Source organism: Nocardioides sp. CCNWLW216 (genome assembly GCF_037120545.1).
Classification (GTDB): Bacteria; Actinomycetota; Actinomycetes; order Propionibacteriales; family Nocardioidaceae; genus Nocardioides; species Nocardioides lianchengensis.
The window spans coordinates 647,272-661,482 of record NZ_JBBBBJ010000001.1 but is presented as its reverse complement, the minus strand read 5'-3'; the positions used below and the strand labels follow the sequence as shown (position 1 = coordinate 661,482).

The 14,211-nt window shown below is 74.1% G+C and carries 14 protein-coding genes; 5 read left to right on the top strand and 9 right to left on the bottom strand.

The genetic code is table 11. From position 1 onward, the window contains the following. Positions 1-263: 263 nt before the first annotated feature. The 3 genes from V7S47_RS03075 to cydD are packed head-to-tail and all read left to right on the top strand — an operon-like array spanning position 264 to position 6,032. Positions 264-1,718 carry a cytochrome ubiquinol oxidase subunit I gene (locus V7S47_RS03075; RefSeq protein ID WP_336560201.1) on the top strand — a complete coding sequence of 485 codons (1,455 nt, stop codon included), beginning with the start codon at positions 264-266 and terminating at the stop codon, positions 1,716-1,718. Between the two features lie 16 nt (positions 1,719-1,734). Beyond that, complete coding sequence (cydB, locus tag V7S47_RS03070) at positions 1,735-2,754, top strand: cytochrome d ubiquinol oxidase subunit II (RefSeq protein WP_336560200.1); 1,020 nt, start codon at positions 1,735-1,737, stop codon at positions 2,752-2,754. Beyond that, positions 2,751-6,032: a thiol reductant ABC exporter subunit CydD gene (cydD, locus tag V7S47_RS03065; protein WP_336560199.1), complete on the top strand. Its 3,282-nt coding sequence runs from the start codon at positions 2,751-2,753 to the stop codon at positions 6,030-6,032. Before cydB ends, cydD begins: the two co-directional genes overlap by 4 nt. Positions 6,033-6,041: 9 nt before the next feature. On the opposite strand, the gene V7S47_RS03060 is transcribed toward cydD, so the two are convergent. From V7S47_RS03060 to V7S47_RS03045, 4 genes are all read right to left on the bottom strand, one after another. After that, positions 6,042-6,455, bottom strand: coding sequence for a hypothetical protein (locus V7S47_RS03060; RefSeq protein WP_336560198.1), 414 nt, complete (start codon positions 6,453-6,455; stop codon positions 6,042-6,044). Between the two features lie 10 nt (positions 6,456-6,465). After that, positions 6,466-6,939 (bottom strand): GAF domain-containing protein, encoded by a 474-nt coding sequence (locus V7S47_RS03055; protein WP_090850281.1) that lies wholly within the window; start codon positions 6,937-6,939, stop codon positions 6,466-6,468. A gap of 106 nt (positions 6,940-7,045) precedes the next feature. After that, the gene (locus V7S47_RS03050; protein ID WP_090850280.1) at positions 7,046-7,522 is read right to left on the bottom strand and encodes a GAF domain-containing protein; all 477 of its coding nucleotides are present in this window, start codon (positions 7,520-7,522) and stop codon (positions 7,046-7,048) included. A 45-nt stretch (positions 7,523-7,567) separates the two neighbouring features. Further along, positions 7,568-8,908 carry an FAD-dependent oxidoreductase gene (locus V7S47_RS03045; RefSeq protein WP_336560197.1) on the bottom strand — a complete coding sequence of 447 codons (1,341 nt, stop codon included), beginning with the start codon at positions 8,906-8,908 and terminating at the stop codon, positions 7,568-7,570. 92 nt (positions 8,909-9,000) lie between these two features. Between V7S47_RS03045 and V7S47_RS03040 the strand changes: the two genes are divergently transcribed. After that, a complete protein-coding gene (locus V7S47_RS03040; RefSeq protein WP_336560196.1) occupies positions 9,001-9,891 on the top strand; it encodes a LysR family transcriptional regulator in 891 nt (296 codons plus the stop codon). Positions 9,892-9,908: 17 nt separating this feature from the next. On the opposite strand, the gene V7S47_RS03035 is transcribed toward V7S47_RS03040, so the two are convergent. The 3 genes from V7S47_RS03035 to V7S47_RS03025 form a co-directional block, all read right to left on the bottom strand. Then, positions 9,909-10,793: an aldo/keto reductase gene (locus V7S47_RS03035; RefSeq protein ID WP_336560195.1), complete on the bottom strand. Its 885-nt coding sequence runs from the start codon at positions 10,791-10,793 to the stop codon at positions 9,909-9,911. Positions 10,794-10,911: 118 nt separating this feature from the next. Further along, on the bottom strand, positions 10,912-11,469 hold the full coding sequence (locus V7S47_RS03030; RefSeq protein ID WP_336560194.1) for a cysteine dioxygenase: 558 nt from the start codon (positions 11,467-11,469) through the stop codon (positions 10,912-10,914). Further along, positions 11,466-12,395, bottom strand: coding sequence for an amidohydrolase (locus tag V7S47_RS03025; protein WP_336560193.1), 930 nt, complete (start codon positions 12,393-12,395; stop codon positions 11,466-11,468). Before V7S47_RS03025 ends, V7S47_RS03030 begins: the two co-directional genes overlap by 4 nt. A 121-nt stretch (positions 12,396-12,516) precedes the next feature. On the opposite strand from V7S47_RS03025, the gene V7S47_RS03020 reads away from it, so the two are divergent. Next, a complete protein-coding gene (locus V7S47_RS03020) occupies positions 12,517-12,903 on the top strand; it encodes a hypothetical protein (RefSeq protein ID WP_336560192.1) in 387 nt (128 codons plus the stop codon). A 46-nt stretch (positions 12,904-12,949) separates the two neighbouring features. On the opposite strand, the gene V7S47_RS03015 is transcribed toward V7S47_RS03020, so the two are convergent. Then, positions 12,950-13,489: an RNA polymerase sigma factor gene (locus V7S47_RS03015; RefSeq protein WP_336560191.1), complete on the bottom strand. Its 540-nt coding sequence runs from the start codon at positions 13,487-13,489 to the stop codon at positions 12,950-12,952. After that, on the bottom strand, positions 13,482-14,138 hold the full coding sequence (locus tag V7S47_RS03010) for a hypothetical protein (protein WP_336560190.1): 657 nt from the start codon (positions 14,136-14,138) through the stop codon (positions 13,482-13,484). Before V7S47_RS03010 ends, V7S47_RS03015 begins: the two co-directional genes overlap by 8 nt. Positions 14,139-14,211: the final 73 nt, after the last annotated feature.

Genomic DNA, 14,211 nt, shown 5'->3' with positions numbered 1-14,211 from the left:
CGCGTATCGAGACCCACCGCCCACCCGACCACCCGTCGCCGGTCGAGTAGCGAGCGCCACCGCGCGTATCGAGACCCACCGCCCACCCGACCACCCGTCGCCGGTCGAGTAGCGAGCGCCACCGCGCGTATCGAGACCCGGCACGGGTCCCGGACAGGTCGGGACGTTGGTCCCCGGGGCCGGGGCCGTCCGCCCGATCCCCCGGTCCTCCCGTGCTTCCTAGCGTGGTCGTACCAGTCCGACCGACATGCTCAGGAGAGCTCGTGGACCCGCTCGACATCGCCCGGTGGCAGTTCGGCATCACCACCGTCTACCACTTCATGTTCGTCCCGATCAGCATCGGTCTCTCGGCGATGGTGGCGTACTACGAGACCCGCTGGCTGCGGTCCCGCGACACGGCGTACCTCCGCCTGACCCGCTTCTTCGGGAAGCTCTTCCTCATCAACTTCGCCATCGGCGTGGTCACCGGCATCGTCCAGGAGTTCCAGTTCGGGATGAACTGGAGCGACTACTCGCGCTTCGTCGGGGACGTCTTCGGCGCCCCGCTGGCCATCGAGGGGCTGCTGGCCTTCTTCCTCGAGTCGACCTTCCTCGGCCTGTGGATCTTCGGCTGGGACCGGCTCCCCGGAAGGCTGCACGCCGGGTGCATGTGGCTGGTGCACCTCGGCACCCTCTTCTCGGCCTGGTTCATCCTGGCCGCGAACTCCTGGATGCAGCACCCGGTCGGCTTCGCCTTCAACCCCGACACCGGGCGCGCGGAGATGAACGACTTCGCGGCGGTGATGTTCAACAAGGTCCAGCTGGTGACGTTCCCGCACGTCGTGCTGGCGGCGTACATGACGGCGGCCGCCTTCGTGGTCGGCATCGCGTTCTGGCACCTCCGCCGCCAGAGCGACCCCGCGTCGGAGGACGCCGGGATGTGGCGCAAGGCGGTCCGCGGTGGTGCCGCCTTCGTGCTGGTCACCGGGCTCGGGGTGGTCGTCGTGGGCGACTTCCAGGGCAAGGTGATGACCGAGGTCCAGCCGATGAAGATGGCGGCCGCCGAGGCGCTCTACGAGACCGAGCAGCCCGCGCCGTTCTCGGTCTTCACGATCGGCACCCCGGACGGGAAGACCGAGAAGTTCTCGCTCACCGTGCCGAACCTGCTCTCCTTCCTCGCCACCGGCGACCTCGACGGGGAGGTCCAGGGCATCAACGAGCTGCGCGAGCAGTACCAGGAGACGTACGGCGAGGACCCGGGCGCGGCGTACTACTCGGCCGGCGACTACACGCCGTACGTGCCCGTCACCTACTGGAGCTTCCGCTTCATGATGGGCCTCGGCTTCGCCGCGATGGCGGTGGCGCTGTGGCTGCTGTGGGCGACCCGGCGAGGCCGGATCCCCGGCGGCCGGCTGCTCTACACCGCGGTCCTGCTGCTTCCCCTCATGCCGCTGCTGGCCAACTCGGCGGGCTGGATCTTCACCGAGATGGGCCGTCAGCCGTGGGCCGTCTTCGGGCTGATGACCACCGCCTCGGCCGTCTCGCCCGGGGTCAGCGCCAGCGAGATGCTCATCTCCCTGATCACCCTCACGCTCCTGTACGGCGTGCTGGCGGTGATCGAGGTCCGGCTCCTGCTGACCGCCATCACCACGGGCGTCGAGCCGATCACCGGCGTCGACGACCTGCCGAAGGTCCGCACCGACGCGGACGACGACCAGCCCCTCGCGTTCGCGTACTGAGAAGGACTGACACGACATGGAACTCACCACCGTCTGGTTCGCGCTCATCGCGATCCTGTGGATGGGCTACTTCGCCCTCGAGGGCTTCGACTTCGGGGTCGGCATGCTGCTCCCCGTGCTCGGCCGCACCGACCGCGAGCGGCGGGTCCTGATCAACACCATCGGCCCGGTCTGGGACGGGAACGAGGTCTGGCTGCTGGTCGCCGGCGGCGCGACCTTCGCCGCCTTCCCGGAGTGGTACGCCACCCTGTTCAGCGGGTTCTACCTGCCCCTGCTGCTGATCCTGGTCGCGCTGATCGTGCGCGGGCTCGCCTTCGAGTACCGCCACAAGCGCGAGGACGCACGGTGGAAGAAGCGCTGGGACGCCGTGCTGTTCGTCGGCTCCCTGGTGCCGGCCCTGCTGTGGGGCGTGGCCTTCGCCAACATCCTGCGCGGCGTGCCGATCGACGCGGACCTGGAGTACACCGGCGGCTTCTTCGACCTGCTCACCCCCTACGCCCTGCTGGGCGGGGCGATGACGCTGCTGCTGTTCCTCACCCACGGCGCCATGTTCATCGCCCTGAAGACCGACGGCTCGATCCGGTACGCCGCTCGCACGCTCGCGGTGAAGCTCGGCGTCGTGGCTGCCGTGGTGGCTGTCACCTTCCTCGGGTGGACCCAGCTGAAGACCGGCGACGCCGCCTCGGCGCTGGCCTTCCTGGTCGCGGCGCTGGCCCTGGTCGGCGGGATCGCCGCCGCGGCGGCGGGCCGCGAGGGCTGGGCCTTCCTCGGCACCTTCGTGGCGATCGCGGTCGGCGTCGCCGGGCTGTTCCTGGCGCTCTTCCCGGACGTCATGCCCTCGACGCTGGCCGGCGGCACGTCGCTGACGACGACCAACGCCGCGGCGACGGCGTACACGCTGAGGATCATGACCGTGGTGGCGGCGATCTTCACGCCGCTGGTGCTGGCCTACCAGGCCTGGACCTACTGGGTCTTCCGCAAGCGGATCGCCGTGCACCACATCCCGGAGACGGTGCTGGCGGCCGGTCCGCGATGAGGCCCACGGATCCGCGGCTGCGCCGCCAGCTCGCCCCGGCCGCCCGGCCGCTCGCCGGGGTGCTGGTGGCGGGCGGGCTCGGGGCGGCGCTCGTCATCGTCCAGGCGTGGGCGGTCACGGGGCTGCTGGTCGCCGCCGTACGGCGTGAGGAGCTCGCGACCTGGGCCGTCACGGTGGCCGCCGTGTTCGCCGCCCGCGCGCTGACCGGCTGGGTCGGCGACCTGCTCGCCGCCCGGTCGGCGGCGATCGTCGGGACCCACCTGCGCCGCCAGGTCGTCGCCGCGGTGCTCCGCCGCCGCGAGGTCCGCTCGGCCGACGCCGTGCTGCTGACCCGGGGCGTGGCGGCCGCGGAGCCGTACCTCACCCGCTACCTCCCCGCGGTCGTCCTCGCCGCCGTGCTCCCGCTGCTGACCCTCGGCGTGATCGCCTGGCTGGACCCGCTGAGCGGGCTGGTCGTGCTGCTGACCCTGCCGCTGGTGCCGGTCTTCGGCGCGCTGGTCGGACTCGCGACCCGGGACCGGGCCGAGGAGCAGTGGCGGGCGATGGCGTCGCTGTCGGGCCACTTCCTCGACGTCGTACGAGGTCTGCCGACGCTGGTCGCCCACCGCCGGGCCCGGGCCCAGTCGGCCACCATCGGCCGGGTCACCGACCGCTACCGCCGGGCCAGCATGGCCACCCTGCGCGTCGCCTTCGCCTCCTCGGCCGTGCTCGAGCTGGTCGCGACCCTGTCGGTCGCGCTGGTGGCCGTCGTCGTGGGCACCCGGCTCGCCGGGGGTGGGCTCGACCTGCACACGGCGCTGCTGGTGCTGCTGCTCGCCCCCGAGGCGTACTGGCCGCTGCGCCGGGTCGGGGCGGAGTTCCACGCCGCGGCCGAGGGCGTGGCGACGTTCGAGCAGGTCGACGAGCTGCTGGCCGGTACCCCGGTCGCGAGCAGCGGGACGGCGGCCGCGGTCGACACTGCGCTGGTCGCGACCGGCCTCACCGTCCGGCACCCCGGCCGCACCGTGCCGGCCCTCGACGGCGTCGACGTCGTCGTCCCGGCGCGCGGGGTCACCGTCGTCACCGGCCCGTCGGGCTGCGGCAAGTCGACCCTGCTCGCCGCGCTGGTCGGCCTGGTCCCGCCCACCGACGGCCAGGTGCTGGTCGACGGCGTCCCCGTCGCCGGCGAGGCCTGGCGCTCGCAGGTCGCGTGGGTCTCGCAGCGGCCGGTGTTCGTCGCCGGCACCGTGGCCGACAACCTGCGCCTGGCCCGACCCGAGGCCACGGACGCCGACCTCTGGGCCGCCCTGCGCGCGGTCGCCCTCGAGGAGCGGGTCCGGGCGCTGCCCTGGGCGCTCCGGCAGCCGCTCGGCGAGGACGGCGTCTCGCTCTCGGCCGGCGAGCGGGCCCGGCTGGCCCTGGCCCGGGTCGTGCTGGCCCGGCGGCCGTGGGTCTTCCTGGACGAGCCGACCGCCCACCTGGACGCGCTGACCGAGCAGGTCATCGCCGACACCGTCGTCGCGCTCGGCCGGACCAGCGCGGTCGTGGTCGTGGCGCACCGGCCCGCGCTGGTCGCGCTGGCCGACCACGTGATCGAGCTGTCGGCGCCGACACCGCGGTCGCCGGCGAGCCAGCCACCGGTCGTCGTACCGGAACGGTGGACTGCGCACCGCTCCCCCGAGCCCGCCGCCGACCGACCGCCGCGCGGGGGTCTGCTCGGCAGCACCGTCCTCGGCGCGCTGGCCTCCCTGTCGGGCGTCGCGCTCACCGCGACCGCCGGGTGGCTGATCGTCCAGGCGTCCACGCACCCGCCGGTGCTGACCCTGATGGTGGCCATCGTCGGGGTGCGCACCTTCGGACTGGCCCGCCCGGTGCTCCGCTACGTCGAGCGGCTCCGCTCCCACGACCTCGCCCTCCGACTGCTGGCCCGCCGCCGGGTCGAGGTGTACGACGCCCTGGTGCCGCTCGTCCCCGGCCGGCTCGGGCGCCGGCGGGGCGACCTGCTCGCCTCGGTCGTCGACGACGTGGACGGCGTGGTGGACGACGCGCTCCGGGTCCGGCTCCCGCTGATGTCGGGCGCACTGGTCGTGGCCGGCGCGACGGTCGTCTCGACCGCCCTGCTGCCGGCCGCGGGTGCGGTCGTGGCCGCGGTCGGTCTCGTCGGGGGCGGGCTGGCCCACGGCCTGGCCCGGCTCGGCGCCGGCGCGGCCGAGCGTGCCGCGGTCGGCCTGCGGGCCGACCTCTCGGAGGCGTCCGTCGAGACCGCGCAGGTCGCCCCCGAGCTGGTCATGTGGCAGGCCGAGGCGACCGCCGTGTCGCGGGTCGCGGAGCTGAGCGACCGGCTCGGCCGGACCGCCGCCCGGGCGGTCGCCTGGTCGGGCGCGGCGCGGGCCCTCGTCCTCGTGGTCTGCGGCATCGGCGTCGCCGCCGTCGCCGCGGTCGCGACCGGCCAGGTCTCGGGCCCGGTCCTCGCGCTGCTGGCCCTGGTGCCGCTCGCGCTGGCCGACACGCTGACCACGTTCGCCGACGCCGGCGCGCTGTCGGTCCGCACCCGGGCCGCCGCCGCCCGGCTCCACACCCTCGAACGCACCCGCCCGGCCGTCCGGGCCACCGTCGGCGACCCGCTGCCGGCCCGGCACGACCTGGTCCTCGACCGCGTCACCGCGGGCTGGACGCCGGACCGGATCGCGCTGCGCGACCTCTCGCTCGGCGTCGACCGCGGCGAGCGGGTCGTGGTCGTGGGGCCGTCGGGCTCGGGCAAGTCGACGCTGGCCGCCCTGCTGCTGCGCTTCCTCGACCCGGTCGCGGGCGACGTTCGGCTCGGCGGGGTCGCGACCACCCGCCTGGACCCCGACGACGTCCGACGGGTCGTGGGTCTGGTCGACGACGACCCGCACGTCTTCGCCTCGACCCTGGTCGAGAACGTCCGCCTGGCCCGGCCCGACGCGAGCGACGCCGACGTCGAGGCCGCCCTGCGGCGGGCCCGCCTCGGCACCTGGCTGGACGACCTCCCCGACGGGCTGCACACCTGGCTCGGCGACGGCCACGCCCAGGTCTCGGGTGGCGAGCGGGCCCGGATCGCCGTCGCCCGTTCGCTACTCGCCGAGCACCCGGTCCTGGTCCTCGACGAGCCCACCGCCCACCTCGACCACGCCACCGCCGTCGAGCTGGCCCACGAGGTGCTCGACCCGCGCGACGAACGAGCCGTCGTCTGGATCAGCCACGACCACGTCGGGGTCGACCTCGCCGACGCCGTGGTCGACCTGGGGGCGGTCGGGGCGCGGGTGCCGCAGCGGTGACGCGGCGGGTCAGCCCTCGGCCGTCGTGCGCTGGGCGGCGCGGCAGCGCTCGTCGGTGCCGCCGTCGGCCAGGCAGCCGCCGTCGTAGACCGCGCGGTCGCGCAGCCGCCGCTCCAGCCGGACGCCCTTCTCGACCTCGACGGACTCGCCGGCGCACGTGTCCTCGCCGGTGAGGTCCAGGGTCACCTCGACCCGGTCCGCCGTCTCGACGAGGTCGACGTCGGAGATCGTCTGGCAGGCCGAGAGGGTCGCGTGCACGACGACGCCGCGGCGGACGACGTCGTACTCGCTCCAGGTGATGCGGGCCAGGCTCTCGCCCTCGGCCCGCTCCTGCTGGAAGAGCGACATCCCGGCGACGGCCGTGCCGGCGAGCAGCACCACGGAGAAGAGCAGTACGGCGATCGCGCGCCCGCGTCCGACCATGCCGGCCTCCTCAGACCGCCGAGCCGCGCTCGGCCCGGGCCGCGAAGCCACGCACGATCGACCCGCAGTCGTGCGCCAGCTCCATCAGGGTCAGCAGCTCGCCGGAGCTCCAGGCGCGCGGGTGGTCGTCCATGGCGCAGAGCACCGCGACCGGACGGCCGGACTCGTCGGTGACGTGCCAGCCCGCGTAGGCCTCGATGCCGAGCTCGACGACGAGCGGGTGGGTGGCGATCCCGGTCTCGTCGCGCACGTCGTCGACGATCAGCTGGGCGCCGGTGTCCTTGACGTGCTTGCAGAAGCCCGCGACCAACGGGATCTCCCGGACGCCCTGGAGCTGCTCCGGCAGGCCGTCGGCACCGAGCAGGATCTGCCGGTCACCGACGAAGACCGAGAGCAGCGAGAGCCGTGATCCCAGAGCTTCGCGCAGCCGCCGGGTGTATCCGTCGCCGGCCTCGAAGGCGTCGTTCTCGCTAGTCGTGTCCACGCTGTCCCCTCATCGGGCGCTCCCACCCGGAAGAGCACCGAGGACGAGTGTGACTGATGGTGCCCGTCCCAGTCAGCAGAATCCGGAGCCTGGTCGCCCGCCGGCGTCAGCCGGCACGGTCCGAGCGGACCACCCCGGACGCGAGAGCGGCCGCCAGGGCCGGTCCGCACGCGTGCGCCCGCTCCATCAGGGTCGTCAGGTCGGCCGAGGACCAGACCCGCGGCCGGTCCGCCGTGGCGGCGAGGATGCCGATCGGGCGCCCGTCCCGGTCGGGCACGTGCCAGCCCGCGTAGGCGTGCACGTCGAGCTCGGCCAGAAGCGGGTGCGAGGCGAAGTCGCTCTCGGTCCGGACGTCGTCGACGATGAGCTGACCGCCGGAGGTCTCGAGGTGCTGGCAGAGCATCTCCATCTCGGGGATCTCCCACTGGCCCTGCAGGCGCGGAGGCAGCCCGGCGGAGCCGACGAAGAAGTGCCGGCCCTCCCCGGCGAAGACGGAGAGGACGACGACCCGGGCCCCGATCGCCTGCTGCAGCCCACGGGCGTGGTCGTCGGCAGCCAGCCGGAGCTCCTGCTCGGTGTCCATCGCGCCTCCCGGCGCCCGTCGAGCGGGGCGCCGGCCCAGTCTGCCTCAGCCGCGCGCGGCCCGCAGCATCTCGTCGCGGGGCACGACCTTGATCCGCTCGCGACCGGCGGCCTCGCCCAGGGCGACCTCGTGGGCGTCGAGCCGCTCCCAGCCGTCCCAGCCGATGACCTCCACGCCGCGCTCGGCGAGGTGTTCCAGGATGGCGGCCGGGTCGGTGGTCTCCGCGGTGCGGAGCGTGTCGAGGTCGGCCAGCAGACTGGCGACGGTCTCGGCGGCGTCGGACTTGGTGTGCCCGATCAGGCCGACCGGCCCGCGCTTGACCCACCCGGTCACGTAGGTGCCCGGCAGGTGCTCGCCGTCGAGGTCCAGGACCCGCCCGGCCTCGTGCGGCAGCACGCCGTTGACGTGGTCGAACGGCAGGTCCGCGAGCTGGCTGGAGAAGTAGCCGACCGCGCGGTAGACCGCCTGGACGGGGGTGTCGACGTACTCGCCGGTGCCGCGGGCGGTGCCGTCGCCGACCAGCTCGGTGATCTCGGTGCGCAGTCCCTCGACCTGGCCGTCGCCGTAGATCTCGACCGGCGCCTGGCAGAGGTGGATGTGGATGCGGTGCGGGGCACCGGTGGGCTCGGCCTCGACGTACTTCAGCAGCGTGTCGACGACCAGGCGGGTGCCCTTGTTCGACGAGATCGCGGTCTGCGAGGCCTCGTCGATCTCGAAGCCCTCCGGGTGCACGATCACGTCCACGTTCGGCGAGTGGGAGAGCTCGCGCAGCTCCATCGGCGTGAACTTGATCTGCGCCGGGCCGCGGCGGGCGAAGACGTGCACGTCGGTGGCCTGGTTGAGCTTCAGGCCCTGGTAGACGTTGTCGGCGATCTCGGTGGTCAGCTGCTCGTCGGCCGGCTTGGCCAGCATCCGCGCGACGTCGAGGGCGACGTTGCCGGCCCCGATCACGGCGACCGAGCGGGCCTCCAGCGGCCACTCCGACGGCGCGTCGGGGTGGCCGGCGTACCAGCTCACGAACGACGAGGCGCCGTGGCTGCCGGGGAGGTCGACGCCGGGGATGTCGAGCTGGCGGTCGGCCATCGCGCCCGTGGAGAAGATGACGGCGTCGTAGAACCGCTCGAGGTCGTCGAGCTTGAGGTCGGTGCCGTACTCGACGTTGCCGAGGAACCGGATGTTGTCGCGCGAGAGCACCCGGCGCAGCGCCTTGACGATCTCCTTGATGCGCGGGTGGTCGGGCGCGACGCCGTACCGGACCAGGCCGTACGGCGCGGGCAGCCGCTCGATGACGTCGACGCTGGCCTCGGGGTGCTCCTTGGTCAGGATGTCGGCGGCGTAGATGCCGGCCGGTCCGGCACCGACCACGGCAACGCGAATGTTCCTCATGCGTCCAGCGTGACGGGCGTCGTCCAGGACCGGTAGGACCGCCGTCACTGTGAGCCCACAGGATCCTCCTGTGAGCGCGTTATCCTCGTCACGTGCTCCCCGATCTCCCGTCCCTGCGCCTGCTGGCCGACGTCGCGCGGCACGGCAGCATCGGGGCGGCAGGCCGGCTCGCGGGGATCTCGCAGCAGTCCGCCTCCGAGCGGCTGCGGGCGATGGAGGCCCAGACCGGCCTGGTGCTGGTCCAGCGGGCGACGAGCGGCTCGAGCCTGACCCCGTCCGGCCGGCTGCTGGTCGAGTGGAGCACCCGACTGCTCGAGCAGGCCGACGAGGTGGAGGTCGCCCTGCGGACCCTGCGCCGCGAGCACACCGAGGAGCTGCGGGTCTTCGCGAGCATGACCACCGCCGAGTACCTCCTCCCCCGCTGGCTGGTCCGGCTGCGGCGGCAGCGCTCGGTGACCGTGAGCCTGCAGGCGACCAACTCCGAGGCGGTGCTGGGGGCGGTCCGCTCCGGCGAGGCCGGGCTCGGTTTCGTCGAGGGGCCCGGCGACCTGGCCGGGCTCGCCTCCCGCAAGGTCGGCGACGACGAGCTGGTCCTGGTCGCCGCGCCCGACGATCCCTGGGCCCGGCGCCGGCGTCCGCTCGACCCGGCGGCCGTCGCGGGCCGGGCGCTGACCAGCCGCGAGCGCGGCTCCGGCACCCGCGGCGTGGTCGAGGACGCCCTGGCCCGCGCCGGGGTCACGCTCGCGCCGCCCGAGGCCGAGCTGACCACCAACGCGGCCGTCGTCGGCAGCGTCCGTGCCGGCAGCCCACCCGCGTTCCTCAGCCGTCGCGCCGTCGAGCGCGACCTCGACTCCGGCCAACTGGTCGCCGTACCCACGACGGGCCTCGACCTGCGCCGTCGCTTCACCGCCGTCTGGGTCGGGGGTACGACGCCGCCCGCCGGTCCGGTCCGCGACCTCCTGGCCATCGCCGCCCGGGGTTGAGGCGTCGAGAGACGGCCTCAGGCCTCCGGGATCTCGCGACCCCAGGCCTCGCGGGTGATGTCCTCCGGCTCGGGGCCGCCGCGCTTGCCGGTGTCGAGCGCGTCGATCGCGGCCAGCTGGTCGCCGCTCAGCTCGAAGCCGAACACGTCGAAGTTCTCGGCGATCCGCGACGGGGTGACCGACTTGGGGATGACCTGACGGCCCTGCTGGAGGTGCCAGCGCAGCATCACCTGCGCCGGCGTACGCCCGTGCGCGGCGGCGATCTCGCCGATCACCGGGTCCTCGAGCGTGCTGCGGTGGCCGCTGTCGCGGTAGAAGGTGATGCCGCCGATCGGCGCCCAGGCCTGCGACACGATCCCGTGGGCCTCGTCGGCCTCCAGGACGGCGGACTGGCGGAAGTAGGGGTGCACCTCGATCTGGTTGATCGACGGGACGATGTCGGTGCGCTCCAGCAGCTGCGCAAGGTGGTCGGGCATGAAGTTGCTGACGCCGATCGCGCGGACCCGGCCGTCGGCGACCAGGGTCTCCAGCGCGCGGTAGGCGTCCACGGTGAGGTCGAACTCGCCGGGCAGGGCCTGGTGCAGGATCAGCAGGTCCAGCTGCTCGAGGCCGAGCTTGCCGGCGCTCTTCTCGAACGCGTGCAGCGTCTCGTCGTACCCGTAGTCGCTGATCCAGACCTTGGTCTCGACGAAGACCTCGTCCCGGGCCAGGCCGGAGCGTCGCAGCGCCTCCCCGACGCCGCGCTCGTTGCCGTACGCCGCGGCGGTGTCGACGTGCCGGTAGCCGACCTCCAGCGCGGTCTCGACCGCGGCGGTGGTCTCGTCGGGCGGGGTCTGGAAGACGCCGAAGCCGAGGGCCGGCATCTCGACGCCGTTGTTCAGGGTGATGGTGGGAACGGTCATGTCCTCCACGCTAGGCACGGCCCCCTGAGCGAGGGAGGGTCTGCCGGGCCCCCTCGGTCTCCGAGCGTGTGAGTGAATCTCCCTGCGCGAGCAGGACGGGTCCGCTGGCGCGTCCCCGTCAGTCGATCGGCCGCAGCTCCTCGGCGTACGACACCGACTGGCGGCGGAGCCGGCCGTCGGAGCCGACGGCGTACTGGCCCATCCGCCACAGCGGCGGGCTGTAGGCATGCACCGACACCGCCCCGTGCACGGCGCCGGTGAGTCGGTGGATGTGGTCGGGACCGAAGCTGAAGACCTGGCCGGCCTCGACCAGGGTCTCGATGGTCTCGATGCCGACCGCGAGGTTGTGCTCGAGGAGCGAGCCCTCGACGACGGCGACGGCGCCGGAGGACACGTCGTGGTCGTGGAAGCCGGTGTCGTTCTCCGGGGTCCAGCAGAGCAGCCAGACGTCGACGTGGGCGTCGCGGTGGAGCGAGACGTAGACGCGGTTGTCGGCGTCGAAGGCCAGGTGGTGGCGCCACTGCTCGGGGTGGAGGGCGAGGTACGACGCCAGCGAGCGCAGCTCGTCCTGGTCCAGGTCCCGGCCCGGCAGGGTCCCCAGGGAGAGGTCGCCCTCCAGGGGCGTCGCCGCCCGGGCGGGGATGTCGGTGCGGATCTCGTCCAGGGTCGCGGTCATGCCACTGCCTCCACTCGTGCATCGATGCTCCGCGCGCCCAGTGCGCGGAGCGGGTTGTCGGTCCGGATGGCCCGGGTCGCGGCCTCGCCGAAGAGGGCGGGCAGCGGGGCGGCGTACGGGCGGTCGCTGCCGAGGGCGACCACGTCGATGCCCAGCACCCGGATGAGGGCGTCGACCCCCTGGGCGCCGTACGACGAGGTCTCGACGAAGACGTCGCGGTCGACGACCCCGGCATCGCCTCCGCGGGCGGCCAGCCGCTCGTGCTGGAGCGGCGCCAGGCCGGCCCCGGCGGCGAAGACCAGCCGCAGCGTCGGGTGCTGCGCCCGGCCACCTGCGGCGTGCCAGCCCCACCAGGCGGCCTGCAGCTGCGCGACGTAGCCGACCACCGGCGCCCACCAGGCCGGAGCCTCGTCGACCGCGGTCGGCCCGGGGTGCACGAAGACCGGCTTGCCGGCCGCCTCGGCGACCGCGAGCACGTCGCCGACCGCGTCCCAGCCGCTGGGGGTCGCGACCTGGGTCGCGGCCAGCTGGACGCCGACGAACGGTCCGGCGAGCAGGGCGGCCAACGCGTCGAGGTCGGGCTGGTGCGTCGGCACCGACGCCCACGCGGCGAAGTGCCCGGGCAGCGCCGCCGCGCCCGCGTGCCAGGCGTCGAGCGCCGCACCGGCCTCCTCGCGCGGCAGCGACTCCAGCCCCAGCGGGGCGGAGAGGCTCACGCAGGCCAGGCCGGTTCCGGCGGCGCGGTCGAGGTCGATCCGGCGCTCGACGTCGTGGTCGGCCGGGCGGACGTCGTACGGCGCCTCGCCCTCGGTGTGCAGCGTCCAGCCCCGCAGGTACGGCGCTCGCGTACGCCGTCGGAGCAGCTCCAGCAGCGGCTCGGGCCACAGGTGCTGGTGCAGGTCGATCGCGGACACGGTCTCCCTCACGTCTTAAGCCGACTAATTCAGGAGACTTTATATCATTAATTCGCGTGTAACGCGGCGGGGCGCGCGCGGCAGGTCCCGAGTGAACGCCCGTTCGCGGGACCACTCACCACCAGGAGCACCTATGCACGTCTCCACTCGGGTCGCCGGCGTCGTTGCCGGCGTGACGCTGACCCTCGGCTCGCTCGGCACGTTGACCGCGGCCCCGGCGACCGCCGCCCACCAGGCCCCCTGCGCCCAGCAGCAGAAGCAGGTCGACAAGGCCACCGCCGGTCTCGAGCGGGTCACCGCGGTGTTCGAGCGACAGCAGGACAAGGTCGCGAAGGCGCGTCACGAGGTCCGCGCCGCCGACACCGCGCGCGAGCGGCGGGCCGCCCGGGCCGAGCTCCGCGAGGCCAAGGAGGACCGCGGCGACGCCCGCGCCGCGAAGAAGGCCCAGCAGCAGCGCCTGGCCAAGGCCGAGGCGCGGCTCGACAGGTGTGAGGCGCAGCAGCCCGTCCCCACGAGCTGACGCCTCGCCCCGTCGGCCCCACCTCCCTCGGGACCGACGGTGATCGCTACGGCACCTCGGCCAGCCGGCTGCGTAGCCGGCGGAGGCCGCGGTGCCGGGCGACCCGGACCGCGACGGCGCTGATCCCCAGCGCCGTCGCGGCGCCGTGGTTGTCGAAGCCGAGTCCGTCCACGAGACCGATCACGTCGCGCTCTCTCGGGGGCAGCGACGCGATCGCGTGGCGGACCCAGTCCCGCTCCTCCAGGGACAGGGTGGGGTCGGGGACCGTCGGCAGGTGGTCCTCGACCTCGGTCGGATCGGTACGACGGCGGTCCGAGCGCCGCTTCGTGCTCCCACTGATCTTGCGGGCGATGCCGAAGAGCCAGCCCGCGAAGTCGTCGGCCGACCCCGAGAAGTCGGCGATCTTCGTCGCCGCGACCAGCCAGGCGTCGCTCGCCACGTCCTCGGGCGCCACCATGCTGTCCCCGCTGGGCCGGGCCGACAGCCAGGCCACCAGCCGACCTGCGTGCGCCCGGTGCAGCTCCCGCCAGGCCTCGGGGTCGCCGGTCTTCGCCCGCGCGACGAGGTCGTCGTCGCGCTCAGCCATCCACGTCCGCATCCGTCGACGTCGCCGACGGCTTGGTCGGCTTGGTCGGCTTGGTCGGCTTGGTCGGCTTGGTCGGCTTGGTCGGCTTGGTCGGCTGCGCGGGCGTGGCCGCCTGGGACGGACGCGGCTTCCTCGTCGGGTGCGGCTTCCTGGTCGGGTGCGGCTTCCTGGTCGGGTGCGCTGTCGACGACGGGGCTGCAGGCGTCGTGGCCGGGTCCGCCGCCTGCGACGGCAGCGGCGACGGACGCGGGTCGGAGCCCGTCGTACCTCCTGGGCCGGACGTGGGGTCCGAGCCCGGGCCGGGGAGGGGGGCGGACGTCTCCGGAGCGTCGGGGCCGGAGGACGGGACGACCGACGTGGGCGACGGCCTCGCGGGCGTGGGCTGCGGGGTCGGCGTCACGGGGACGGAGGGCGGCCCCTGCCGTGGCTGCGGGAGCCCGGGAATCGTGACCGCACCGGTGGCCCAGGCACCACCGACCGAGAGCCCGACCGCCCCGACCAGGCCCGCCACCACCGCGGCGGTACGGCGGCCGCGGACGCTCGCCGTCGGCGTGCTCTCCCGAGCGAGCGCGGCCAGCCGGTGCACCAGGTCGTCCGGCGGGTCGGTCGGCGTCACGTCGAGGCGTAGGTCCTCGGGGGTGGGCTTCATGCGGGGTCTGCCTTCTGGGTCGCTCGACCGTACCGGTCCGCCCCCTACCTGTCGCGACCCCGCGGGATCGTTA